Origin of the sequence: Mesorhizobium sp. B2-8-3 (genome assembly GCF_006440815.1) — a bacterium.
Taxonomy (GTDB): Bacteria; Pseudomonadota; Alphaproteobacteria; order Rhizobiales; family Rhizobiaceae; genus Mesorhizobium.
Genome location: NZ_VFTW01000002.1, coordinates 411519 through 435657, shown reverse-complemented (window position 1 = coordinate 435657; position 24139 = coordinate 411519). Strand labels below are relative to the sequence as shown.

At 64.1% G+C, this 24139-nt stretch carries 20 protein-coding genes; 10 read left to right on the top strand and 10 right to left on the bottom strand.

Annotated elements, in window-relative coordinates; all coding sequences use genetic code 11:
• Positions 1-13: 13 nt before the first annotated feature.
• The 4 genes from FJ418_RS04950 to FJ418_RS04935 form a co-directional block, all read right to left on the bottom strand.
• Positions 14-1570, bottom strand: coding sequence for an NADH-quinone oxidoreductase subunit NuoF (locus tag FJ418_RS04950; RefSeq protein ID WP_140863984.1), 1557 nt, complete (start codon positions 1568-1570; stop codon positions 14-16).
• Positions 1567-2046: a formate dehydrogenase subunit gamma gene (locus FJ418_RS04945; protein WP_140863982.1), complete on the bottom strand. Its 480-nt coding sequence runs from the start codon at positions 2044-2046 to the stop codon at positions 1567-1569. The genes FJ418_RS04950 and FJ418_RS04945 overlap by 4 nt, the downstream gene beginning before the upstream one ends.
• Positions 2047-2239: 193 nt before the next feature.
• Positions 2240-3139 (bottom strand): LysR family transcriptional regulator, encoded by a 900-nt coding sequence (locus FJ418_RS04940; RefSeq protein WP_140863980.1) that lies wholly within the window; start codon positions 3137-3139, stop codon positions 2240-2242.
• Between the two features lie 90 nt (positions 3140-3229).
• Positions 3230-3604, bottom strand: a complete 375-nt coding sequence (locus FJ418_RS04935; protein WP_140863978.1) for a VOC family protein — start codon at positions 3602-3604, stop codon at positions 3230-3232.
• A gap of 207 nt (positions 3605-3811) precedes the next feature.
• Between FJ418_RS04935 and FJ418_RS04930 the strand changes: the two genes are divergently transcribed.
• On the top strand, positions 3812-4987 hold the full coding sequence (locus FJ418_RS04930) for an Mrp/NBP35 family ATP-binding protein (RefSeq protein ID WP_140863976.1): 1176 nt from the start codon (positions 3812-3814) through the stop codon (positions 4985-4987).
• A 23-nt stretch (positions 4988-5010) separates the two neighbouring features.
• Here FJ418_RS04930 and FJ418_RS04925 read toward each other — a convergent pair whose 3' ends face one another.
• Positions 5011-5460 (bottom strand): carbon monoxide dehydrogenase subunit G, encoded by a 450-nt coding sequence (locus FJ418_RS04925; RefSeq protein ID WP_140863973.1) that lies wholly within the window; start codon positions 5458-5460, stop codon positions 5011-5013.
• A gap of 150 nt (positions 5461-5610) precedes the next feature.
• Here FJ418_RS04925 and FJ418_RS04920 point away from each other — a divergent pair, with 150 nt between their 5' ends.
• Together FJ418_RS04920 and FJ418_RS04915 are read left to right on the top strand one after the other, a co-directional pair.
• On the top strand, positions 5611-7416 hold the full coding sequence (locus FJ418_RS04920; protein WP_140863970.1) for an IlvD/Edd family dehydratase: 1806 nt from the start codon (positions 5611-5613) through the stop codon (positions 7414-7416).
• Positions 7417-7541: 125 nt separating this feature from the next.
• Positions 7542-7940, top strand: coding sequence for a hypothetical protein (locus FJ418_RS04915; RefSeq protein WP_140863966.1), 399 nt, complete (start codon positions 7542-7544; stop codon positions 7938-7940).
• A gap of 213 nt (positions 7941-8153) precedes the next feature.
• On the opposite strand, the gene FJ418_RS04910 is transcribed toward FJ418_RS04915, so the two are convergent.
• Together FJ418_RS04910 and FJ418_RS04905 are read right to left on the bottom strand one after the other, a co-directional pair.
• Positions 8154-9743 carry a trimethylamine methyltransferase family protein gene (locus FJ418_RS04910; protein WP_140863963.1) on the bottom strand — a complete coding sequence of 530 codons (1590 nt, stop codon included), beginning with the start codon at positions 9741-9743 and terminating at the stop codon, positions 8154-8156.
• A 219-nt stretch (positions 9744-9962) separates the two neighbouring features.
• Positions 9963-11456 carry a PLP-dependent aminotransferase family protein gene (locus tag FJ418_RS04905; protein WP_140647084.1) on the bottom strand — a complete coding sequence of 498 codons (1494 nt, stop codon included), beginning with the start codon at positions 11454-11456 and terminating at the stop codon, positions 9963-9965.
• Positions 11457-11844: 388 nt separating this feature from the next.
• Here FJ418_RS04905 and pgi point away from each other — a divergent pair, with 388 nt between their 5' ends.
• Together pgi and FJ418_RS04895 are read left to right on the top strand one after the other, a co-directional pair.
• Positions 11845-13488, top strand: a complete 1644-nt coding sequence (gene pgi / locus FJ418_RS04900) for a glucose-6-phosphate isomerase (protein ID WP_140863960.1) — start codon at positions 11845-11847, stop codon at positions 13486-13488.
• A gap of 5 nt (positions 13489-13493) precedes the next feature.
• Positions 13494-14219, top strand: coding sequence for an HAD family hydrolase (locus FJ418_RS04895; protein ID WP_140647086.1), 726 nt, complete (start codon positions 13494-13496; stop codon positions 14217-14219).
• Here the strand turns inward: FJ418_RS04895 and FJ418_RS04890 are convergent.
• Both FJ418_RS04890 and FJ418_RS04885 read right to left on the bottom strand, forming a co-directional pair.
• On the bottom strand, positions 14216-14851 hold the full coding sequence (locus FJ418_RS04890) for a 50S ribosomal protein L11 methyltransferase (RefSeq protein WP_140864085.1): 636 nt from the start codon (positions 14849-14851) through the stop codon (positions 14216-14218). The genes FJ418_RS04895 and FJ418_RS04890 overlap by 4 nt on opposite strands.
• Before the next feature lie 71 nt (positions 14852-14922).
• Positions 14923-16899: a long-chain fatty acid--CoA ligase gene (locus FJ418_RS04885; protein ID WP_140863958.1), complete on the bottom strand. Its 1977-nt coding sequence runs from the start codon at positions 16897-16899 to the stop codon at positions 14923-14925.
• 460 nt (positions 16900-17359) lie between these two features.
• Here FJ418_RS04885 and FJ418_RS04880 point away from each other — a divergent pair, with 460 nt between their 5' ends.
• From FJ418_RS04880 to FJ418_RS04860, 5 genes are read left to right on the top strand one after another with little or no spacing between them, the layout of a single operon-like run.
• A complete protein-coding gene (locus tag FJ418_RS04880; RefSeq protein ID WP_140658321.1) occupies positions 17360-18958 on the top strand; it encodes an ABC transporter substrate-binding protein in 1599 nt (532 codons plus the stop codon).
• A gap of 50 nt (positions 18959-19008) precedes the next feature.
• A complete protein-coding gene (locus FJ418_RS04875) occupies positions 19009-20016 on the top strand; it encodes an ABC transporter permease subunit (protein ID WP_140863957.1) in 1008 nt (335 codons plus the stop codon).
• Complete coding sequence (locus FJ418_RS04870) at positions 20017-20925, top strand: ABC transporter permease subunit (RefSeq protein WP_140647090.1); 909 nt, start codon at positions 20017-20019, stop codon at positions 20923-20925. It begins immediately after the preceding gene.
• Positions 20925-21776: an ABC transporter ATP-binding protein gene (locus tag FJ418_RS04865; RefSeq protein WP_140854016.1), complete on the top strand. Its 852-nt coding sequence runs from the start codon at positions 20925-20927 to the stop codon at positions 21774-21776. Before FJ418_RS04870 ends, FJ418_RS04865 begins: the two co-directional genes overlap by 1 nt.
• A gap of 13 nt (positions 21777-21789) precedes the next feature.
• Positions 21790-22617 (top strand): dipeptide ABC transporter ATP-binding protein, encoded by an 828-nt coding sequence (locus tag FJ418_RS04860; protein ID WP_140647092.1) that lies wholly within the window; start codon positions 21790-21792, stop codon positions 22615-22617.
• Between the two features lie 211 nt (positions 22618-22828).
• Here the strand turns inward: FJ418_RS04860 and FJ418_RS04855 are convergent, their stop codons facing one another.
• The gene (locus FJ418_RS04855; protein WP_140863955.1) at positions 22829-24118 is read right to left on the bottom strand and encodes a cysteine desulfurase-like protein; all 1290 of its coding nucleotides are present in this window, start codon (positions 24116-24118) and stop codon (positions 22829-22831) included.
• Positions 24119-24139 lie beyond the last annotated feature (21 nt).

Sequence of the window (24139 nt, the reverse complement as noted above, 5' to 3'; positions counted from 1 at the left end):
CTTCTGCCAGCTCCTATTCAGCCGCCACGCGCGCAGGCGCGGGTTTGAAATCCTCGGGGAAATGCGTGATCGAGCTCATCACCGGGTAGGGCGTGAAGCCGCCCAGGGCGCAAAGCGATCCGAACTTCATCGTGTTGCAGAGGTCGGTGACCAGCGCGAGGTTCTTCTCCGCCTCGATGCCGGCGGCGACCTTGTCCAGAACCTCCACGCCGCGCGTCGAGCCGATACGGCAGGGCGTGCACTTGCCGCAGCTTTCGATGGCGCAGAACTCCATGGCGAAGCGCGCCTGCTTCAGCATGTCGGCGGTGTCGTCGAACACGGTGATGCCGGCATGGCCGATCAGCCCGTCGTGCTTGGCGAATTCCTCGTAGTCGAACGGCGTGTCGAACAAAGCCCGCGGGAAATAGGCGCCGAGCGGACCACCGACCTGCACCGCCTTCACCGGACGCCCAGTGGACGTGCCGCCGCCGATGTCGTCGACGATCTCGCCCAGCGTCAGGCCGAAAGCCGTCTCGAACAGGCCGCCATGCTTGACGTTGCCGGCGATCTGGATCGGGATCGTGCCGCGCGAGCGGCCCATGCCGAAATCCTTGTAGTAGGCAGCGCCCTTGTCCATGATGACAGGCACCGAGGCCAGGCTGATCACGTTATTGATCACCGTCGGCTTGCCGAACAGGCCTTGGATCGCGGGCAGCGGCGGCTTGGCGCGCACCACGCCACGCTTGCCCTCGAGGCTGTTGAGCAACGAGGTTTCCTCGCCGCAGACATAGGCGCCGGCTCCGACGCGGATTTCCATATCGAAGGCGTTGGGCGAGCCCAGCACGTTGACGCCCAGCACGCCCGCCTTACGGGCGAGCGCGACGGCCTTGTTCATCGTCGCCACCGCATGCGGATATTCCGAGCGGATATAGACGAAGCCCTTGGTCGCGCCGGTGGCGATGCCGGCGATCGCCATGCCCTCGATCAGCACGAAGGGATCGCCTTCCATGATCATGCGGTCGGCGAAAGTGGCGCTGTCGCCTTCGTCGGCGTTGCAGACGATGTATTTCTGCGCGCCCGCCGTATCCAGCACCGTCTTCCACTTGATGCCGGTGGGGAAGCCCGCGCCGCCGCGGCCGCGCAGGCCGGACTCGGTAACCTGCTTGACGACGTCGGCCGGCGCCATGGCGACCGCGTTCTGCAGCCCGCGCAAGCCGCCCAGCGACTTGTAGGCGTCGAGCGACAGCGGGTCGTTGATGCCGCAGCGTGCGAAGGTCAGCCGCGTCTGCTTGGCGAAGAAGGGGATCTTGTCGGGCGAGCCCAGCCAGCGCTTGTGATGACCGCCCTTGAGGAAGCCGCTGTCGAACAGGCTCTTGACGTCGGACGGCTTGACCGGCCCGTAGGCGACACGGCCCTCGGCCGTGGCCACCTCGACCATCGGCTCCAGGAAATAGGCGCCGCGCGAGCCGTTGCGCACGATCTTGGCCTCGATGCCGCGCTCCTTGAGTTCCTTCTCGATCGCTTTGGCGACCTTTTCGGCGCCCAGCGCCAGCGCGCCGGAATCTGCCGGGACATAGATGCGCGGGATCATGAACGTACCTCCGCGACGATCTCTTCGACCTTCTCGTCATCGAGCCGGCCGATGACTTCGCCGTCGAGCATCGCCGACGGCGAGCAGGCGCAAAGCCCGAGGCAGTAGACCGGCTCCAGTGTAACGGATCCGTCGCGCGTGGTCTCGTGGAAATCGATGCCGAGCAACTGCTTGACCTTGGCAGCGACGGTGTCCGAGCCCATCGACTGGCAGGCTTCCGCCTGGCAAAGCTTCAGCACATGCCGTCCGGCAGGCTTGGCGCGGAAATCGTGATAGAAGCTGACCACGCCGTGCACCTCGGCCCGGGAGAGGTTCAGCCCGTCGGCGATCACCGGCAGCGCGTCCTTCGGAACGTGCCCGAACTCTTCCTGTATGCTATGCAGGATCGGCAGCAACGGGCCTTCGAGGCCCTTCATCTCGTCAATGATCGCCGCCGTGCGCGACGCGATCTCGGTACTTGCGGCCTGCATGGTCACGCAGCGCCCTCCCTGGTCGTGGCGGCCAATGTATGTCACCCCGGAATATAGAGCGGTTTCGGGGCAACGACATGCATAGGGCGCAATATCGCTAAGTCCTTACGAAATCAGAGGAAACCTCCGAAATCAATAAAGCGCTCCCGTCGCTCGATAGAAATTTTCTATCAAAATCAGGCAGCTCGCATTGTCTAGCCTAGCGGTGGCGGCGGAAATCGTCCGCCAGCGCCATCGCCTCGTCCAGCAGCGCCTGCACCAGCGGCGTGTGCGGCTCGCGCGGCGCCGCCACTAGCCCGACCGTGTGGCTGGCATCCGGCTCGACGATGGGAATGGCCCGGATCGGCTCGGAAAAGCCGAACGTTTCCGCAAGGTTGAGCGGCATGATCGATGACCATTTGCCTGTACGGATATGCGAGAAGAGAACGATCATCGAATTGGATTCCAGCGTCGGCCGCACCTGCACGCCGGCTTCCGCCAGGTGCTGGTCGATGATGCGCCGGTTCTGCATGTCCGGCGTCAGCAGGCAGAGCGGCAGCTGGCTGATCTCGGCCCACGACACTTTGTCGCGGTCGGAATAGGGGTTCCCGACCGCCGTGATCAGTTGGTAGCGCTCGTCATAGAGCGGCACGCTGGTCACGCGCCCGAGCGGCTCGTTGTCGAGATAGGTGATGCCGGCATCGACGTCGAAATTGCCGAGCAGCGACAGCACTTCGATGGATGTGCGCGACAGCACCGAGAAGGTGACGCCCGGATGCTTTTCGCGGAATGGCGTCGTCAGCCGCGCCACCATGGCCAGCGCCGTCGGGATCGCGGCGATGCGGATGCGCCCGGACAGGCCGTGGCGCGCCGCCCGCATCTCCTCGCGCATCGTGCGTGAGTCGCCGACGATGCGGCGCGCCCAGCCCAGCACCTGCTTGCCTTCCGGCGTCAGCCCCTGGAAGCGCGAGCCGCGCAGCACCAGCATGACGCCGAGCTGCTCCTCGAGCTGCTTGATGCCGGCCGATAGCGTCGGTTGCGTGACGCCGCACACCTCCGCGGCCCGGCCGAAATGCTCCTCCTTGGCGAGAGCGATGAAGAATTCCAGTTTGTCGATCATCGACGCAAACTATCGAGCGCCGAAAGCCTGCGCCAGATAGGCTGTTGCGATCGGGCACAATCTTGACGTCGGCCGACAACCCCGGCGCTTTTATCCAACCAGGTTGAGGATATTGCCGTCGGGGTCCTTGAACCAGGCGACCTTCATGCCATCGCCGACATGGATGTCGCCTTCAAGCGTCAGGCCCGGCATCTCATAGTGCTCGAAGCTGACGCCTTTCGATTTCAGCGACTTGACGATCGGCTCGATCTGGTCGCCGACCGTCCATGTCACCGCTGTCGCCTTGTTGGTGCCGGCGAACTGCGAATGATAGACGTTGATGAGCGTGTCGCCGCTTTTGTAGACGATCAGTTCGCCGTCCATGTCGTCCACTTGGCTGAGGCCTAGCGTTCCTTCATAGAAAGCCTTGGCCCTTTCCAGGTCCTTCACTGCGAGATTGGCTGTCGCATTGCTGTTTTGGAGCATGACGGTCTCCTTCACAGATTATCGTGATGGCAATCGAGATAGCGCGGATAGCTCGTTTGACCATGGCCAAGGCCCGGACCTCGACCCCGGTTGGCAAATCCGACACCATCCGTCGCTTTCCGGGCACGCTGGGCGAGCCATTGCGCCACGGCTTGGTTCTGCCGGGAAACTGCACTATCTGGAACGCCAAAGCCCCGAGGAAAGATCATGACCGTTACCAAGGAATCCGTCGTCGAGCGCCTGAAGACGGTGAACGGGCCGGACTTCACCGGCAACATCGTCGATCTCGGCATGGTCTCGGAAATATTCATCGCCGATTCGAAGGTCTTCTTCTCGATCACCGTTCCCGCCGCCCGCGCCCAGGAGTTGGAGCCGCTGCGCGCCGCCGCCGAACGCGCGGTGAAGGCTATCCCCGGCGTTGGCAGCGCCGTCGTCGCGCTGACGGCGGAGAAGAAGGGCGGCGGCATGGAAGCGCCCGTTCCGCCACGCCCGGCTGCTCCGCGGCCCGCCATTCCGCCGCCGGCGCCGCAGCGACCCGCGCCGCACGCGCCCGCATCGCAGAGCCACGGCAAGCGCGGCGTGCCCGGCATCGACGCCATCATCGCGGTCGCCTCCGGCAAGGGCGGCGTCGGTAAATCGACCACCGCGGTCAATCTGGCGCTCGGCCTTGCCGCCAACGGGCTGAAGGTCGGCGTGCTCGATGCCGACATTTACGGCCCGTCGATGCCCAGGCTGCTCAACATCCACGGCCGGCCGCAGACCGTCGACGGCAAGGTGCTGAAGCCGATGCAGAATTACGGCCTCAAGGTGATGTCGATGGGCTTCCTCGTCGATGAGGAGACGCCGATGATCTGGCGCGGCCCGATGGTGATGTCGGCGTTGACGCAAATGCTGCGCGAGGTCGAGTGGGGCCCGCTCGACGTGCTGGTGGTCGACATGCCGCCCGGCACCGGCGACGCCCAGCTGACCATGGCCCAGCAGGTGCCGCTCGCCGGCGCCGTCATCGTCTCGACGCCGCAGGACCTCGCCCTGATCGACGCCCGCAAGGGCCTCAACATGTTCAAGAAGGTCGACGTGCCGCTGCTAGGCATCGTCGAGAACATGAGCTACTTCCTCGCTCCGGACACGGGCAAGCGCTACGACATTTTCGGCCATGGCGGCGCGCGCCGCGAGGCTGAGCGCCTCGGCGTCACCTTCCTCGGCGAGGTGCCGCTGGAAATGGGCATTCGCGAAAGCTCGGACGCCGGCACCCCGGTCGTCGCCTCCAAGCCGGACGGCGCAGAGGCGAAGATCTATCGCGATATCGCCAGCAAGGTCTGGGAAAGGGTCCAGGAGGAGCGCGGCGCTGCCGAAGCCGCCGTGCCGAGCATCGTGTTCGAATAACCCCCTTTCCCTTGAGGGGAGGGTCAGGCGCCGACCTTCCCGCCGAACGTCGAGAAGAACTGTCCCGCAAGCTTCTTCGATGTCGACTCGATCAGCCGGCTGCCGAGTTGCGCGATCTTGCCCCCGACCTCGGCCTTGGCTGCGTATTTAAGCACTGTCGAGTCCGCCCCGTCGGCGGTCAGCGTCACGTCGGCGCCGCCCTTGGCGAAGCCGGCAATGCCGCCCTTGCCTTCGCCCTGGATGGTATAGGAATGCGGCGGCTTGAGGTTCTTCAGCGTGACTTCGCCGTTGAAGGTCGCCTTGATCGGGCCGATCTTCAGCACCACGGTCGCCGCCATCTCGGTGTTCGAGGTCTTTTCCAGGCTCTGGCAGCCGGGAATCGCCACTTTCAGGATTTCCGGGTCGTTGAGGGCTTCCCACACTTTCCCGATGGGTGCGGCGATCCGCTCCTCGCCTTCGATCACCAAAGCCATCAAGACCTCCCGGATTGCTGATGCTGGTCGGTCGTAGCGCGCGGCCCGAAACAAGTCTATCGCACCAAAGTCCGGGTCCCGGCAGCGCCTGCCTCTTGCCTGCATGAACGCATTGTCCTATCGATTTGTCATACAAATACGGAGACCACCATGGCAGGCGCCCCCACCAGAAAGAAGAAATTTCGCTCGCAGGAGTGGTTCGACAATCCCGACAATCCAGGCATGACGGCGCTCTATCTCGAGCGTTACCTCAATTACGGCCTGACGCGCGCCGAACTGATGTCGGGCAAGCCGCTGATCGGCATCGCGCAGACCGGTTCCGACCTTTCGCCCTGCAACCGGCATCACACCGAGCTTGCCAAGCGCGTGCGCGAAGGCATCGTCTCGATGGGCGGCATCCCGTTCGAGTTCCCGTGCCATCCGATCCAGGAGACCGGCAAGCGCCCCACCGCCGCGCTCGACCGCAACCTCGCCTATCTCAGCCTCGTCGAGGTGCTCTACGGCTATCCGCTTGATGGCGTCGTGCTCACCATCGGCTGCGACAAGACCACGCCTGCGCTGCTGATGGCTGCTGCGACCGTCAATATTCCGGCGATCGCGCTGTCGGTCGGCCCGATGCTCAACGGCTGGCACAAGGGCAAGCGCACCGGCTCCGGCACCATCGTCTGGGAATCGCGCCAGCGCCTGTCGGCCGGCGAGATCGACTATGACGAGTTCATGGACATCGTCGCCTCCTCGGCGCCGTCGACCGGCTATTGCAACACCATGGGCACCGCCACCACCATGAATTCGCTGGCCGAGGCGCTCGGCATGCAACTGCCGGGCTCCGCTGCCATTCCCGCGCCCTATCGCGAGCGCGGCCAGATCGCCTACGAGACGGGCAAGCGCATCGTCGACATGGTGCATGAGGACCTGAAGCCGTCCGACATCATGACGCGCGAGGCCTTCGAGAACGCCATCGTCGTCAACTCGGCCATCGGCGGCTCCACCAACGCGCCGATCCACCTCAACGCCATCGCACGCCATCTCGGCGTGCCGCTCGACAATGACGACTGGCAGAAGATCGGCCTCGACATCCCGCTGCTGGTCAACCTGCAGCCGACGGGCGAGTATCTCGGCGAGGACTATCACCATGCCGGCGGCGTGCCGGCGGTGGTGGCCGAGCTGATGAAGGCCGGGCGCCTGCCGCATCCCGATGCCATGACCGCCAACGGCAAGACCATCGGCGACAATTGCAGCAGCGCCGTCAACGAGAATTCCGACGTTATCCGCAGCGTCGACAAGCCGTTGAAGGCCAATGCCGGCTTCATCAACTTCAAGGGCAATCTGTTCGATTCGGCGATCATGAAGATGAGCGGCATCTCGCCGGAATTCCGCGAGCGCTATCTGTCCAACCCGAACGACCCTGAAGCCTTCGAGGGCAACGCCATGGTCTTCGACGGGCCGGAGGACTATCACGCCCGCATCGACGATCCGGCGCAGGGCATCGACGAGCACACGATCCTGTTCATGCGCGGCGCCGGTCCGGTCGGCTATCCGGGCGGCGCCGAGGTGGTCAACATGCAGCCGCCGGCCTACCTCATCAAGAAGGGCATCCACGCCCTTGCCTGCATCGGCGACGGCCGCCAGTCCGGCACGTCGGGCTCGCCGTCGATCCTCAACGCCTCGCCCGAAGCGGCCATTGGCGGCGGGTTGGCGCTGCTCAAGACCGGCGACCGCGTCCGCATCGATCTGAAGAAGGGCACGGCCAATATCCTCGTCAGCGACGACGAGATCGTCAAAAGGCGCACCGCGCTGCAGGCCGATGGCGGCTATCACTATCCCAAGCACCAGACGCCCTGGCAGGAGATCCAGCGCGGCATGGTCGACCAGTTCTCGGCCGGCATGGTGCTGAAGCCGGCGGTGAAGTACCAGGACGTCGCCCATACCAGCGGCGTGCCGCGCGACAATCACTGAATTTCCGGCTTGGTGAAATCAAGGGGCGGCTTGCGAAGCGCAGCCGCCCCTCTTGTGCCCTTGTTTCAGCCGCCCGGCGCATCCAGATAGGCGTCATACCAGCTGGTTGAGGACACAGGACCATCATGGCCAGGCGGCGCTCTTCCCTCGGCTTTCTCGGCATGTTCGGCCGCTCCGGCGACTTGCGCCAGCTCGACGACGCGTTGCGCGCGGCCGACCTGCATCCGGCTTTGGTGCCGGAAGGGGTAAAGCTTACCATCGTCAATCTGATGAACGACCGCTGGCCCGATGAGCCGCCGGCAGGCGCCTATCAATCCGTGGCGCAGCTCTGCGGCTATTGCGTTGCCGGGCCGCAGGTGTTCGAGCAGGCCAACGGCCGCGAGCCGACAGTGGAGGTCGAGCGCCGCATCGAAGCGGCGCTTGAGGCCGGCGACAGCTTTGATGCGCAGATCGTGCTCATGACGCTGCACGCCAAGCTGATCAACGCCGAGGTCGTCGAGCGCTTTGGGCTCAGTGTGGAGTGAACCGCTGGGTGGGATGCGTCTGGACTCAGGTCAGGCCGAGTCGAAAAAGGTGTTTTTCGAGAACCGGAGCGGAGCGTACTTAAGTACGTGAGCACCGGCTACGCCGGCCGTAGCCTTAACTTCCGCGCCGCCCATGAGTGCTTCGGCCGGCGAAGGCCGGAAGCACAGGAAGCCGCCATTTGCAGGCCGGCCTCACCGGAATATCAATGCGTCCTAGCCGCCCATCTTGTTGCGCGGCAACTTGATCATCTCGCCGAAGCGGGCGCGCAATTTGTCGTCGAGCAGTCGCGAGACGTGGCGCGGGAAGCGCTCGGCAAGCACGCGCTTCTTCTCCGCGATCGCCCGCGACAGGATGTCGGGCCGGCCCTTTTCGTTCCATTCCTTGGGCGAGAAACGGTCGCCGACGGCGGGATAGAAATACTCGGTCTGCATCAGCTTCAACGTCTGATCGTTGCCGAGATAGTGCCCGGGACCCTTCATGCAGACATCGGCGATGGTGTCGATCGACAGCGCCTCGTCGGTCACCTCGATGCCGCGCACGCAGCGCAGGCAATGGCCGAGCATGTCGTTGTCGATGATCAGGCTTTCTAGGCAGAAGCCGAGCAGCGAGGCATGCATGCCGGCTGACTCATAGACGAGATTGAGGCCGGCAAGACCGGCCATCACGTCGGTGATGCCCTTTTCATAACCAGACTGGATGTCGGGCAGTTTCGAATCCGTCATGCCGGCGGCCGAACCACCCGGCAGGTCGTAATATTGCGCCATCTGCGCGCAGGCCGCGGTCAGCACCGCCTGTTCGGCCGAGCCGCCGGACATGGCGCCGGTGCGGAGGTCGGAAACGAAGGGCCAGGTGCCGAAGATCGCCGGATGCCCGGGCTTGATGGCATTGACATAGACCAGGCCCATCAGCACTTCCGCCACCGCCTGCACGACGGCTCCGGTAATCGCCGCCGGCGCGGTGGCGCCGGCCTGGCCGGCCGACAGAAGCAGGATCGGAATGCCGCCTTCGACGCAGGCCTCGAGCACGCCGCAGGCGTCCTCGGCGAACTTCATCGGCGGCACGACGAAGCAGTTCGAGTTCGACACGAACGGCCGCGCCCGGAAATTCTCCTCGCCGCCGGCGATCGCATAGAGCATTTCCAGCGCCGGCTTGACGTTCTCACGCACGGTGAACGAGGTGCCGACATGCTTGGATGTCCCCATCACGCAGGCATAGAGCGTGTTGAAATCCATATCGAGCGGATCGGGGATATCGCGCGGCACCATGGTGCGCTGGAAGAAATGGATGTTGTCGAGCCCGTCGACGAGACGGGCGGCGTCGTAGAGATCCTGCAGCAGCGATTCGCGGTATTCACGCTTCTCGACGTCGACCAGATGCACCGCCGCGCCCGCCGTGCCGTAATGCACGCGTTTGCCCTGGATCAGCATGTCGTGCTTCGGATCCTGGCCGTGGAGGGTGAAGTTGCGCGCGGCCTTCTTGATCGTGTCCAGCACCAGCGCGCGCGGCAGCCGGATGCGGCCGTCGTCGCCATAGGTGCCGCCGACCCGGGTCAGCGCTTCGATACAGGATGGGATGGCGTTGGCGAAGCCGACCGTCTCCAGGAGCGTCAGCACCGCTTCGTGGATGCGCTCGCGATCGTTCTGGCTCAATGGCCCGTAGCTGCCGCCCTCGAGGCCTGCCCGCACCGGCCGGATGTCGTCGGCTAAAGGCGCTGCCCGCATTGCACGACGCGCTTCGCGCCCGCCGGAACGCCGCGAACGCTGGTCCGACGACGCTTCCTGCTTCTCGAGAGCCACTGACATGGAAGCACTCCACCTTTTGTCTTTGATCTGCGAAGCTGACGCGGCGTTTGGTCCACCATCGGCCTGCCTCGTCCCCTTCTGGCCCCGACTATGCCGCCGGCATTGGTGCAGCCTATGAGCCAGCCAATCCCGTCGAATATGCCAGATTTCTAAAGCGATAAGGGCGCCCAAACAAAAAGGGCCGGCGCAGCGCCGGCCCTTTTTGGAAGTCTGTGGCGGTCAGGCGGCCGCGGGCCTGCGGCCGGCGGCGGTGGCGAGTTCGCGGATGCCCGGCTCGATATGCTGCAGCGAGATCGAGGAGATGCCCAAGCGCATGAAACGAGAGGGCTTTTCGCTGCGGTCGAAGAACCGGTCGCCGGGTTCGATGATGACGCTGCGCGAAGCGGCGGCTTCGGCCAGGCCACGTGAATCGGTACCGCGCGGCCCTTCCAGCCAGAGCGATGTGCCGCCCGCCGAGTCGGTCGAGCGCCATTCTGGCAGGAAAGCGGAAATCGCATGGACCAGACGCTTGCGCCGTTCGTCGAAGGCGGTGGAAAGCCTGCGCACCAGCGCCTCGTGATGGCCGAGCGACAGGAACAGCGCAACGGCGCGCTGGTTGTTCGCCGGCGGGTGCCTGAGCATGAAGCGGCGCAGCGCGCGAAGCTCGGCGATCAGCCCGGCCGAGGCCACGATGTAGCCAAGCCTGAGACCCGGAGCCAGCGTCTTCGACATCGAGCCGACATAGATGACGCGGCCCGAGCGATCGAGGCTCTTCAGCGCCTGCTGCGGCGCCTCGTCGAGCAACTGGCTGTCATAGCCGTCCTCGATGATGATCTGGTTGTTGCGGTTGGCGCGGGCCAGAAGATCCTGCCGCCGCTCCGCTGACAATGGCACCATGGTCGGGCAGTGGTGGCTGGGCGTGACGAAGACGAAGCCGGAATCGCTGGGGATCGACGAGGTCACGATGCCCGACTGGTCGACCGGGACCGGCTGGATATCGGCGCCGGCCAGCCGGAAGATCGAGCGGGCATCGGGGTAGCCGGGGTCTTCCATCGCCACTTTCGAGCCCTTGGTCATCAAGAGCGTGGCCAACATATAGAGCGCGTTCTGCGCGCCCAGCGTCACGATGATCTCGTCCGGATTGGCGAAGATGCCGCGCCGCGGCAGAAGCCTGGCCTGGATCTGCTCGATCAGCAGCGGATCGTCGCGGTCCACCATGTCGGACGCCCAGTTGCGGATCTCCAGCACTGCCAGCGCCATGCGGTTGCACTCGCGCCATTCGGCGGTCGGAAACAGCGCCGGATCGAACTGGCCGTAGACGAACGGATAGGAGGACTTGATCCAGTTGTCGTGCTTGGCCGGCGGCGGCATGTCGCTTGCGGCGATCTGCCGGCGCGCCTTCCAGTCGATCTCGTTCTGCTGGTCCGGCGCCTTCTGGTGCGGCTTGGCGGGAGTGGCCAGCACGTCCGGATTGACGAAATGGCCGCGCCGTTCGCGCGCGACCAGGAAGCCCTGGTCGACCAGCTGCTGGAAGGCGAGCACCACCGTGCCGCGGGCAACCCCAAGTTTTTCCGCGAGAATGCGGCAGGACGGCAGCGGCATCGAGGCGGCGATCTGTCGGTCAAGAATGGCCGCGACGATCGCCTGGCGGATCTGCGCCTGAAGGGTTTGGCCGGATTCAGCCGAAATCCGGAACAGGCCGGACCATATGGCCGTGTCATTGCGCTGTGGCATGGGAAATCTTCCTCGGATGGCCAGCTGTTTTCACTTGGCTGGACCAGTGGAGTGTATGGGTGGCATAAGGGGTTGCGCCAATCAATTTTTCTGATCGCTGGGATTTATGCCAGTGATCTATCAAGCGCGACGCCGAGCGTCTTCGCCACACGTTAAAGTGCGACGCGCAGCGTCGTCGTGGCACCACCCCAGCCGCGATGCGCAGCATCGTCGCGGCGAAATTCCCGCCTCCTCACCGTCCAATATCACCCCTCATCAAAGCGTGACGAGGTGCGTCATCGCCACCGCTTGAACGAAATGGAAATCGGCTCGATAGAATGACGCGCCGACACGCGCCGGAAACATCCGGCCTGTTAAAATGGTTTAAAAACCCGCCAGGAGCCCGCCAGTGGATCAGTCAAGCTTCGACAAGCAGGTCGCCGCTCTGCGTGAGCAGCGCGCGGCGGCCAGGGGCACCATGCGCGAGGCCTTCGCCGCCGATCCCAAGCGCTTCGAGACATTCTCCGCCACCGATGGCGATCTTCTGCTCGATTGGTCGAAATGCGCCGTCGACGCAAGCACGATGACGATGCTGGAAAAGCTCGCGGGCGCGGCCGATCTCGCGGGACGCCGCGCCGCAATGTTCGAAGGCAAGAAAATCAACATCACCGAGAATCGTGCCGTGCTGCACACCGCGCTGCGCAACCTGACCGGCAAGAGTGTGATCGTCGACGGTCAGGACACCAAGGCCGACGTGATTGCCGTGCTCGACGCCATGGGCGCCTTCGCCGACGCCATCCGCTCCGGCAAGGCGCCTGGCGCCACCGGCAAAAAGATCACCGACATCGTCAACATCGGCATCGGCGGCTCGGACCTCGGCCCGGCGATGGTGACGCTGGCGCTAGCGCCCTACCATGATGGGCCGCGCGCGCATTACGTCTCCAATGTCGACGGCGCCCATATCCATGACACGCTGAAGGGCCTGTCGGCGGAAACGACCTTGTTCGTCATCGCCTCCAAGACCTTCACCACGGTCGAGACGATGACGAATGCGCAGACAGCGCGCGATTGGGTGCAGAAGGCGCTTGGCAAGGAAGCGGTCGGCAAGCATTTCGCCGCCGTCTCGACCGCGCTCGACCTCGTGGCGAAGTTCGGCATCGAACAAGACCGCGTCTTCGGCTTCTGGGACTGGGTCGGCGGCCGTTACTCGGTCTGGAGCGCCATCGGCCTGCCGGTGATGATTTCCGTCGGTCCGCGCAATTTCCGCGCTTTCCTCGATGGCGCGCATGAGATGGACGAGCATTTCCGCACCGCGCCGATGCAAAAGAACCTGCCGGTGCTTTTGGGGCTCATCGGCTGGTGGCATCGCGTCGTCTGCAAATATCCCGCCCGTGCCGTCATTCCTTACGACCAGCGCCTGTCGCGCCTGCCGGCCTATCTGCAGCAACTCGACATGGAATCGAACGGCAAGAGCGTCACGCTGGATGGCACCGCGGTCGCCACGCCGACCGGTCCGCTTGTCTGGGGCGAGCCGGGCACCAACGGCCAGCATGCCTTCTTCCAGCTCCTGCATCAGGGCACCGACTTCATCCCGGTCGAGTTCCTCGCCGCCGCCGTCGGTCACGAGCCTGAACTGAAGCACCAGCACGATCTGCTGCTCGCCAACTGCCTGGCGCAGTCGGAAGCCTTCATGAAGGGGCGAACGCTGGAAGAGGCGCGCGCGCAGATGCTGTCCAAGGGCATGAAGCCGGCCGACGTCGATCGCATCGCGCCGCACCGCGTCTTCTCGGGCAATCGCCCCTCGCTGACCATTCTCTATAAAAAGCTCGATCCGCGCACGCTGGGTCGGGTCATCGCGCTTTACGAGCATCGCGTCTTCGTCGAGGGCACGCTGTTCAACATCAATTCCTTCGACCAATGGGGTGTTGAGTTGGGCAAGGAATTGGCGACCGGCCTGCTGCCTGTCGTGGAGGGTAAGGAGACTGCCGCAAAACGCGACGCCTCGACTGCCGGACTGGTGGGACATATCCACCAATTGCGTGGCGCGGAGTAAAAGGATTGGCGGATATCAAGGGAATATTGTTCGACAAGGACGGCACGCTTGTCGACTTCAACACAACCTGGCTCGGCGTCGCCGACTTCATGGCGATGGATGCCGCCGAGGGCGACCGCTGGAAAGCGGATAGGTTGCTTGCCGCCGCCGGCTTCGACTTCGTCACGAAACGCTTCAAGCCCGATTCGATCTTCGCTTCCGGTTCGAACATGGACGTCGTCGAGCTCTGGTTCCCGCGTCTGTCCGAGGAGGACCAGATGCACGCCGTTTCCCGCTTCAACGAGATCACTTCGGTGCAGGGGTCGGCCATGGCGGTCGCGCTGCCGGGCGTCATCGACTCGCTGCGGACACTGCACAAACGATCCTATCGGATGGGCGTTGCCACCAACGATTCGACCAGCGGCGCCGAAAGGACGCTCGCTACGCTGGGCATCGCGCAGCTCTTCGATGCCGCCTTCGGCTACGACGCCGTTGCCAATTCCAAGCCGGCGCCCGACACGGTCGTCGCTTTCTGCGACCTGACCGGGCTAAAACCGGGCGAGATCGCCATGGTCGGCGACAACCGCCATGACCTCGAAATGGCGCGCGCCGGCGGCTGCGGCCTGGCGGTGGGCGTTCTCTCCGGCACCGGCACGCGCGACTCGCTGGCGCCGATGGCGGACGTCGTTCTGGATTCGGTTGCCGACCTGCCTGATTTCCTGGCCGCGCGGGTGAACGTCCCGGCGGGCTAACCACGTTCCGCCACGAAAGCGAACACGGCGCTGGGCCTGGGCACGCTGCCGCCGTTTCCGCCGACATCCGGCACCTGGTATTCGCCGAGCAGGCAAAGCCGTGGCCTGGGCAGCCAGGCGCGGCCGGGGTCGCCGACCAGCACGTCGATGCCGGCGGCGAGGCAGCGGTCGAGGAACGGCATCATCCGCTGCCCCACATCCTGCGCGTAGAAGACGTCGCCCGCCAGCACCAGCTCGACCGCCGGCGGCGGACCGGTGGTAATGTCCTTGCCGACGATCTCGATGGCGACGCCATTTGCTTGCGCGTTGAGGCCGAGCGCCACAGCGCCGTTGCGGTCTATCTCCGCCGCGATCACCGCGCGCGCTCCGGCCTTTGCCGCCGCGATGCCGACCAGCCCCGAGCCGGCGCCGAGGTCGAGCACCCGCTTCCCGGCGACGATCGACGGACGGTCGAGAATATAGCGGGCCAGCACCGCGCCACCGGCCCAGGCATAGGCCCAATAGGGCGGCTGTGGCTCGGTCGCGTTTCCGTCGCTGTCGTCGTCCGGTTCGAGCAGCCGCCGCAGTCCGCTGCCGGGATGCGCCTGATGGAGCTGGATCTCCGGCACTGACGGCACCGGCGCCAGCCGCATGTTCGCCCTGATGAATTCCGCCGGATCGAGCCGCTCGCCTCGCTCACGTGTCTTGCCGGCGGAACGATCGCTCAAGCCTGGTCCCGCAGCGCTCGCCGCAGGATCTTGCCGACCGGCGTCTTCGGCAGCTCGGTGCGGAACTCGATGAATCTCGGCCGCTTGTAGCCGGTCAGGTTCTCGCGGCAATAGGCCATCAGCGCCTCGACGGTGAGCGCTGGGTCCTTCTTCACCACGAACAATTTAGGCACTTCGCCGGAATGCTCGTCCGGCACGCCGATCGCCGCCACTTCGAGCACGCCCGGGTGATGCGCCACCACCTCTTCCAGTTCGTTGGGATAGACGTTGAAGCCGGAGACCAGGATCATGTCCTTCTTGCGGTCGACGATCTTGGTGTAGCCGCGTTCGTCCATGAAGCCCATGTCGCCGGATTTGAAGAAGCCGTCCTTGGTCATCACCTTGGCGGTCTCGTCGGGCCGGTTCCAGTAGCTGGCCATCACCTGCGGGCCGCGGATGCAGATCTCGCCCACTTCGCCGAGCGGCACGTTGTTGCCATCGTCGTCGCGGATGGCGATTTCCGTCGAAGGCAACGGCAGGCCGATCGTGCCGGTGAAGTCGCTGGAGCTGAACTTGTTGGCGGTCGCCACCGGCGAGGTTTCGGACAGACCGTAGCCTTCGCTCACCGGGCAGCCGGTCAGCGCCTTCCAGCGCTCGGCGACGCCCTTCTGCACCGTCATGCCGCCGCCCAGCGTCAGGATCAGCGGCTTGAAGTCGAGCTTGCGGAACTCCTCATTGTTGAGCAGCGCGTTGAACAGCGTGTTGAGGCCGGGAAAGATGTGCATCGGGTATTTCGCCAGTTCCTTGACGAAGCCCGGAATGTCGCGCGGGTTGGGGATCAGCACGTTTTGCGCGCCCTGCTGCATGCCCATCAGCGCGTTCACCGTCAGCGCGAAGATGTGATAGAGCGGCAGCGCGCAGATGAAGTTGAGATGCGCCGGCTTGGGCTTCACCGTATAGGCGTCCTCCACCCACAGCGAATTCTGCGCGACGTTCGAAAGCACGTTGCGATGCAGCAGCACGGCGCCCTTCGAGACGCCGGTGGTGCCGCCCGTATATTGCAGGAAGGCAATGTCGTCGCCGGAGACTGTGGGGGGCTTGAAGGCGATGGTCGCGCCGGTCTTGAGCACCGCGTTGAATTTGACATGGCCGGGCAGCGACCATGCCGGAACCATCTTCTTCACCCGCCGCACGACGAGGTTGACGATGGCGCCCTTGAGGCCGCCCAGCATGTCGCCCATCGCCGCGACGATGACATGCTTGACCGGCGTCCTGGCGATCACTGCCTGCAGCGTGCCGGCGAAGTTTTCGAGGATGACGATCGCCTGCGCGCCGGAATCCTTCAACTGATGCTCCAGCTCGCGCGGCGTGTAGAGCGGATTGACGTTCACCACCGTGTAGCCGGCGCGCAGGACGGCCATCATCGCCACCGGATATTGCAGCACGTTCGGCATCATCAGCGCCACGCGCGCGCCCTTCTCCAGGCCTCTCGCCTGCAGGTAGGCGCCGAACGCGGCCGACAGCCGCTCGAGCTCGGCGTAGGTCATCGACTTGCCCATGCACACGAAGGCCGGCTGCCCACCGAATTGCTTGCAGGCGCCGACCAGGAAGTCGCCGATGGACTTGTAGGGCAGGGCGCCGATCTCGGCCGGCATGTTCTTCGGATAGCTTTTCAGCCATGGCTTTTCCGGCAGGCCGACAGTGAGCTCGGTGATCGCTTTCGGCAGGCCTTTCGAGGCAGGTCTGGCGGTGGTCGGCTTGGCGGCCTCCGCTTTTGCGGTTGCCGGCTTGTCCACTTTCGCGGCTGCGGCCTTGGACTTTGCCGCTGCGGGTTTGCCGGTGGCTGGTTTCGCGGCGGACTTGGCGGGCGCAGGCTTTGCTGCCGCCTTTGCCTTCGGCGCGGCTGCGGCCTTCATAGCCTTGGGCGCATCGCTTCCGGCGGCGGCCTTGGCCCTTGCTTTCGCCGCGGCTGTCGTCTTGGCTGCTTTTGCCACCTGTCTCTCCCTGTCGCCTTCTATCCGGGCGCCCGCCTCCAAACGAAGCGTCCTCCACGCCGGTTGCGGATTTTCCGGAAATCCCGCCCATCGTCTATGTATTGCCTCTATCGGCGACCGTGCAAGCCTTGCCCCAGCGGCAATGCGGGGAAAGATTTGCCGTCGAAACGCTGTGCTTCGATCGCCTTCCGCATCGTGCTTGGACGGAGGGCAATTCCAGGCAGCCATGCCTGACGCCGCCATTTCGAAAGGCGGCCGATCAATAAAAAATCGCCATCGTTAATAATGTCGTGAGCAGAAAAAACTGCTAACTTTTTCTGCATTTGGAGCAAAAGCTAGATTCTTTTCCCGCTTCCCATGGGGTACGCAAACGAGGTGTTCCAAAGGCGAAGAAACGGTGCTTATATGCGCCCTTCGCGAGCCTGATAGAGGGGCTTGAGAGAACATCAGGGAGTGCTCAATGAAAAAGACAATGACTTTTGCAGCCGCGTTGCTGGCTGCAAGCGTCCTCAGCGGCATGGCCAGTGCTAAGACGCTCGTTTATTGCTCGGAAGCGTCGCCGGCCAATTTCGATCCGGGTACGACGACCGGCGGTAACGACTTCGACGCGTCTTCGCGCACCGTCTATTCGCGACTGGTCGAATTCAAGCACGGTGGCACCGAGATCGAGCCTGGTCTGGCCGACAAGTGGGAAATTTCCGACGATGGCCTGGTCTATACTTTCCATCTGCATCCGGGTGTGAAGTTCCAGACCACCGACTATTTCAAGCCGACGCGCGACCTCAACGCCGACGACGTCGTCTTCTCCTTCGATCGCCAGTTCAACAAGGAGAATCCATGGAACGGCGACAAGTATCTGCCGAACCTCACCTGGGACTATTACACCGGCATGGACATGCCGAAATACGTCGCCAAGTGGGAGAAGGTCGACGACCTCACCGTCAAGCTGACGCTGACCGAGCCGAACGCGCCGATGCTGGCCAATCTCGGCATGGACTTCGCCTCGATCGTGTCGAAGGAATATGCCGACCAGCTGCAGAAGGACGGCAAGATGGCCGACTTCTCGACCAAGCCGATCGGCACCGGTCCGTTCCAGTTCGTCGACTACCAGCTGGATTCGGTCATCCGCTATGCGGCCAATCCCGACTACTTCAAGGGCAAGGAAAAGATCGACGATCTCGTCTTCGCCATCACGCCTGACGCGACCGCCCGCATCCAGAAGGTGCTGGCTGGCGAATGCGACATCGCGCCCTATCCGAACCCGGCCGACATCGCCACCATCAAGGCCAACAAGGACGTGACCCTGATGGATCAGGCCGGCCTGAACATCGGCTACATGAGCTACAACACCACGATCCCGCCGCTCGACAAACCGGAAGTGCGTCATGCGCTCAACCAGGCGATCGACCGGGAAGCCCTGATCAAGTCGCTGTTCCAGGACGCCGGCGCCACACCGGCCGAGAACCTCATCCCGCCGACCATGTGGTCGTGGGACAAGGACGTGAAGACCGACGCCTACAATCCGGATGAGGCCAAGAAGGTGCTTGAGGCTGCCGGGCTGAAGGAAATCCAGCTCTGGGCTGCCGATCGCGTTCGTCCCTACAACCCGAACTTCCAGCGCGCGGCTGAGCTGATTCAGGCCGACTGGGCCAAGGTCGGCGTCAAGGCGAACATCGTCAACTACGAGTGGACGAAGTATCGCGAGGAAGGCAAGAAGAAGGACCGTCCCGGCGCCTTCCAGATCGGCTGGACCGGCGACAATGGCGATCCGGACAACTTCTTCGCCACTCTCTTCGCCTGCTCCGCCATCGGCGTGTCGAACTACTCCAGCTGGTGCGACAAGGACTTCGAGGACCTGATCCAGAAGGCCAAGAAGACCAGCGACCAGGCCGAGCGCACCAAGCTCTATGAGCAGGCGCAGGTGATCTTCGCCAAGGAAGCGCCCGCCTTCCTGCTAGCGCACAGCCAGGTCTATTCGGTCGTTCGCAACAACGTCACCGGCTACAAGATGGACCCGCTCGGCATTCACCGCTTCGACGGCGTTGACAAAGCCGAATAAGATTGCGAACGGGGCGGCGTAAACTTTAGCGCCGCCCCATTCCATTCAAGATGCTCCGATATCTTCTCAACAAAATCGCCCTCCTGATCCCGACCCTTGTCGGCATCACCATCTGCGCCTTCGCGTTCGTGCGGCTGCTGCCCGGCGACCCGATCCTCGCCATGGCCGGCGAGCACGGCGTCGCGCCCGCCCGCTATGAAGAGCTGAAGCAACAGTTCGGCTACAATCTGCCGATTTGGGAGCAATACGCTCGCTATGTCGGTGAGGTCGCCACCGGCGATTTCGGCGTCTCCATTTCCTCCAAGCGTCCGGTGCTCGAAGAGTTCAAGACACTCTTCCCGGCGACGCTGGAGCTGTCCTTCTTCGCCATGATCTTCGCCATGGTCCTCGGCATCCCGGCCGGCATCTTTGCCGCCGTCAAACGCGGCTCCTGGTTCGACCAGTCGCTGATGGGCACGGCGCTTGTCGGCTATTCCATGCCGATCTTCTGGTGGGGCCTACTGCTCATCATCTTCTTTTCCGGCTATCTCGGCTGGACGCCGGTCTCGGGCCGCGTCGGCCTGCAGTTCTTCTTCAAGCCGATCACCGGCTTCATGACGATCGACACCTTGCTCTACGGCAAATGGGACGCCTTCCGCTCGGCGCTCAGCCATCTCGTCCTGCCGGCGATCGTGCTCGGCACCATTCCGCTGGCGGTGATCGCGCGCCAGACGCGCTCGGCCATGCTGGAAGTGCTGGGCGAAGACTATGTCCGCACCGCGCGCGCCAAGGGCCTTTCGGCGGGCCGCGTCATCGGCGTGCATGCGCTGCGCAATGCGCTCATCCCGGTCGTCACCACCATCGGCCTGCAGGTCGGCACGCTGCTCGCCGGCGCCATCCTCACCGAAACCATCTTCGCCTGGCCGGGCATCGGCAAGTGGATGGTCGATTCCATCTTCAAGCGCGACTATGTCGTCGTGCAATCGGGTCTGCTGTTGATCGCCCTCATCGTCATGGCGGTGAACCTCATCGTCGATGTGCTCTACGCCGTCATAAACCCACGCATCAGGGCGGCATAAATGAGCCAGACCGAAATCGCCCCGATGGCCGCCGGCAGCCCGGATCGCCTCACCGGCCTCAAGACCTTCTGGCACTATTTCTCGGTCAACCGCGGCGCCGTCATCGGCCTGTTCGTCTTCATCCTGTTGGTGCTGGCTGCCCTCTTCGCGCCGCTGCTCGCGCCCTATGCGCCCGACGTGCAGGACAAGACCGCGTTCCTGCGGCCTCCGGCCTGGCAGGATGGCGGCTCGACGCAATATCTGCTCGGCACCGACCCGGTCGGCCGCGACATCCTCTCGCGCCTGCTTTACGGCGCGCGCTTCTCGCTGCTGATCGGCGCGGTGGTGGTCACGCTGGCTCTCACCGGCGGCATCACGCTCGGCCTGCTGGCGGGCTATTTCCGCGGCTGGGTCGACGTCGCGATCATGCGCGTCATGGACCTGATCCTGGCCTTCCCGTCGCTGCTCTTGGCGCTGGTGCTGGTCACCATCCTCGGCCCCGGCCTGTTCAACGCCATGCTGGCGATCGCGCTCGTCCTGCAGCCGCATTTCGCCCGCCTGGTGCGCGCCGCCGTGATGGCCGAGAAGAGCCGCGAATATGTCGTTGCGGCCAAGGTCGCCGGCGCCGGACATATCAGGCTGATGCTTGCCACCATCCTGCCCAACTGCCTGGCGCCGTTGATCGTCCAGGGCACGCTGTCCTTCTCCAACGCCATCCTGGAAGCCGCAGCGCTCGGCTTCCTCGGCCTCGGCGCCCAGCCGCCGACGCCGGAATGGGGAACCATGCTTGCCTCGGCGCGTGAATTCATCCTGCGCGCCTGGTGGGTGGTGACTTTCCCCGGTCTCGCGATCCTCATCACCGTGCTTGCCATCAACCTGGTCGGCGACGGCCTGCGCGATGCGCTCGATCCCAAGCTCAGGAGGTCGTGATGGCGCTGCTCGACATCCAGAACCTCGTCGTCGAATTCCAGACCGCGTCCGGCCCGTTCCGCGCCGTCGACGGCGTCTCGCTCCATGTCGACGAGCGCGAGGTGCTCGCCATCGTCGGCGAGTCCGGCTCCGGCAAGTCGGTGTCGATGCTGGCCGTCATGGGCCTGTTGCCTTGGACCGCCACCGTCACCGCCGACCGTATGACCTTCAACGGCCGCGATATGTTGAAAATGAGCCCGACCGATCGCCGCAAGATCATCGGCAAGGATATTGCCATGATCTTCCAGGAGCCGATCGCCAGCCTCAATCCCTGCTTCACCGTCGGCTTCCAGATCGAGGAAGTGCTGCGCTTCCACATGGGCATGGACAAGGCCCAGCGCCGGGCGCGCGCCATCGAGCTTTTCAAGCAGGTCGGCATTCCGGAACCGGAGCAGCGGCTCAATTCCTTCCCGCACCAGATGTCGGGCGGCCAGTGCCAGCGCGTCATGATCGCCATGGCGATCGCCTGCAACCCCAAGCTCCTGATCGCCGACGAGCCGACCACCGCGCTCGACGTCACCATCCAGAAGCAGATCCTCGATCTGCTGGTCTCGCTGCAGGCCAAATACGGCATGGGCCTGATCATGATCACCCACAATATGGGCGTGGTGGCCGAGACCGCCGACCGCGTCATCGTCCAGTACAAGGGCCGCAAGATGGAAGAGGCCGACGTGCTGTCGCTCTTTGAATCGCCTAAGAGCAACTACACCCGCGCGCTGCTCTCGGCGCTGCCGGAGAACGCCGTCGGCGACCGGCTGCCGACCGTCTCCGACATGCTGTTCGAGCCGGCGCCCCAGGGAGCTAGTACATGACCGGAGCCGGCGCATGACCAAGGTCGTCGAAGGCAAGGACATCAAGCGCGACTACCATGTCGGCGGCGGCCTGTTCCGCGGCGCGCGCACCGTGCACGCGGTCAAGGGCGTGTCCTTTAGCGTCGAGAAGGGCAAGACGCTTGCCATCGTCGGCGAGAGCGGCTGCGGCAAGTCCACGCTAGCCCGCATCATCACGCTGATCGATCCGGCCACCTCCGGAGAACTCTTCATCGACGGCAACAAGGTCGACATCGCCAGGGATGGCTTGTCGAAGGAAATGCGCCGCAAGGTGCAGATCGTGTTCCAGAATCCTTATGGCTCGCTCAACCCGCGCCAGAAGATCGGCGACGTACTCGGCGAGCCGCTCTTGATCAACACCGACAAGCCGGCCGAAGAGCGGCGCGACCTGGCGATGAAGATGCTGAAGAAGGTCGGCCTCGGACCGGAGCATTACAACCGCTACCCGCACATGTTCTCCGGCGGCCAGCGCCAGCGCATCGCCATTGCCCGCGCGCTGATGCTGAACCCGAGCTTGCTGGTGCTGGACGAGCCGGTCTCGGCGCTCGACCTTTCGGTGCAGGCGCAGGTGCTCAACCTGCTCGCCGATCTGCAGGACGAGTTCCAGCTCACCTATGTCTTCATCAGCCACGACCTCTCGGTGGTGCGCTACATCGCCGACGACGTGATGGTGATGTATTTCGGCGAAGCGGTCGAATACGGCCCGCGCGACGAGGTCTTTTCCGACCCCAAGCACGCCTACACCAAGACGCTGTTCGCCGCGACGCCGCGCGCCGACATCGCGAGCATCAAGGCGAGGTTGGCAAAGAAGAAAGCGGCCTAAGCCCCGCAGGTCGTCATTCTAGGGCGGAGCGCTGCGAAGCAGCGCGCAGACCCTGGAATCCATGCCGTTACCTAGATGGCGAGCGCGGCGGAGCAGAATTCTGCGCCGCTGCAACACGTTGAAGTCACGGAATGGATCCTCGGGTCTGCGCCGCGTCGCTTCGCTCCTTGCTTCGCCCGTGGATGACGACGCCGAGCTAATTGCGCTCCGCCTACGACAACTTCGCAATAATCGCCCGCAGCGCCTCGCCGAATTTGTGCACTTCCTCCACCGTGTTGTAGTGCACCAGCGAGGCGCGGATGGCGCCGCTGTCCATCGACAGGTTGAGGCGCTTCATCAGCCGCGGCGCGTACATGTGGCCGTCGCGGATGCCGATCTGCATGGCCGCCATCTCCTCGACGATCCGCTGCGGCGACAGCGTGCCGATGTTGAAGCAGAAGGTCGGCACCCGTTCATTGAGGCGGGTTTCGTCGGCAACCCCGTAGATGGTGGCGTTGCAGCTTTTCAACACAGCCATCATCTCGCGCGCCAGCATCAGCTCGTAGTCGCGAATGGCGTTCATGCCGGCGACGATGTTGTCGCGGCGCGAGCGGTTGTTTTCGGGCAGGAAATTGCGGCCGATCGATTCCAGATAGCGCACCGCCGCGTCCATGCCGGACACGTTCTCGTAGATGAAGGTGCCGGCCTCGACCTTGTAGGGCGGCTCGTCGGGGATGAAATCCTCGCGGAACGTCGGCAGCCGCTTCAGCGTTTCGAAGCGGCCCCACAGGAAGCCCATATGCGGCGAGAAATTCTTGTAGCCGGAGCAGACGAGATAGTCGCAGCCCCAGGCCTGCACGTCGATCAGCCCGTGCGGCCCGTAATGCACGCAGTCGAGGAACACTTCGGCGCCGGCCGCATGCGCGATCCTGGCCACCGAGGCGACATCGACGATCGAGCCGATCGAATGCGCCGTCACCGTGCAGGCGACGAGGCGCGTGCGCTCCGACACCAGCGGCTTGAGATCGTCGACATGCAGATTGCCGTCCTCGCGCATGCGCCACCATTTGAACTTGGCGCCGGCGGATTCCAGTGCCAGCCATGTGGCGATGTTGGCGTCATGGTCCATGTCGGTGACGATGATCTCGTCGCGTCCCCCAACTGTGTCATTGGAAAGCATCTGGCCGATGCCGAGGCTGACCAGGCGGATGAACGATGTGGCGTTCATGCCGAAGCAGATTTCGGACGGGCTGTAGGCATTGATCAGCAGCGCGACGCTTGTCCGCGCGTCGGCGACCGACTGGTCGACGGTGACGCTGCGGCCGTAGCGGCCGCCGCGCTGCACATTGTGCGACACCAGATGGTTGGTCACCGCGTCGAGCACGCTTTGCGGGATCTGCGCGCCGGCGGCATTGTCCATGAAGATGAAGTCGCCGGCACGCTGCAGCGCCGGGAACATCGCCCGAATCTTTTCGACGGGGAACGCGGCGGCGTTCGCATTGTCTGTCTGATGCTTGTTCACGGGGTACGCTCCTGCGAAGGA

Coding starts and splice junctions, on each gene's coding strand:
- FJ418_RS04950 (WP_140863984.1), bottom strand. CDS start 1,570: ATGATCCCGCGCATCTATGTCCCGGCAGATTCCGGCGCGCTGGCGCTG.
- FJ418_RS04940 (WP_140863980.1), bottom strand. CDS start 3,139: ATGATCGACAAACTGGAATTCTTCATCGCTCTCGCCAAGGAGGAGCAT.
- FJ418_RS04935 (WP_140863978.1), bottom strand. CDS start 3,604: ATGCTCCAAAACAGCAATGCGACAGCCAATCTCGCAGTGAAGGACCTG.
- FJ418_RS04930 (WP_140863976.1), top strand. CDS start 3,812: ATGACCGTTACCAAGGAATCCGTCGTCGAGCGCCTGAAGACGGTGAAC.
- FJ418_RS04925 (WP_140863973.1), bottom strand. CDS start 5,460: ATGGCTTTGGTGATCGAAGGCGAGGAGCGGATCGCCGCACCCATCGGG.
- FJ418_RS04920 (WP_140863970.1), top strand. CDS start 5,611: ATGGCAGGCGCCCCCACCAGAAAGAAGAAATTTCGCTCGCAGGAGTGG.
- FJ418_RS04915 (WP_140863966.1), top strand. CDS start 7,542: ATGGCCAGGCGGCGCTCTTCCCTCGGCTTTCTCGGCATGTTCGGCCGC.
- FJ418_RS04910 (WP_140863963.1), bottom strand. CDS start 9,743: ATGTCAGTGGCTCTCGAGAAGCAGGAAGCGTCGTCGGACCAGCGTTCG.
- FJ418_RS04905 (WP_140647084.1), bottom strand. CDS start 11,456: ATGCCACAGCGCAATGACACGGCCATATGGTCCGGCCTGTTCCGGATT.
- FJ418_RS04890 (WP_140864085.1), bottom strand. CDS start 14,851: ATGCGGCTGGCGCCGGTGCCGTCAGTGCCGGAGATCCAGCTCCATCAG.
- FJ418_RS04880 (WP_140658321.1), top strand. CDS start 17,360: ATGAAAAAGACAATGACTTTTGCAGCCGCGTTGCTGGCTGCAAGCGTC.
- FJ418_RS04875 (WP_140863957.1), top strand. CDS start 19,009: ATGCTCCGATATCTTCTCAACAAAATCGCCCTCCTGATCCCGACCCTT.
- FJ418_RS04870 (WP_140647090.1), top strand. CDS start 20,017: ATGAGCCAGACCGAAATCGCCCCGATGGCCGCCGGCAGCCCGGATCGC.
- FJ418_RS04865 (WP_140854016.1), top strand. CDS start 20,925: ATGGCGCTGCTCGACATCCAGAACCTCGTCGTCGAATTCCAGACCGCG.
- FJ418_RS04860 (WP_140647092.1), top strand. CDS start 21,790: ATGACCAAGGTCGTCGAAGGCAAGGACATCAAGCGCGACTACCATGTC.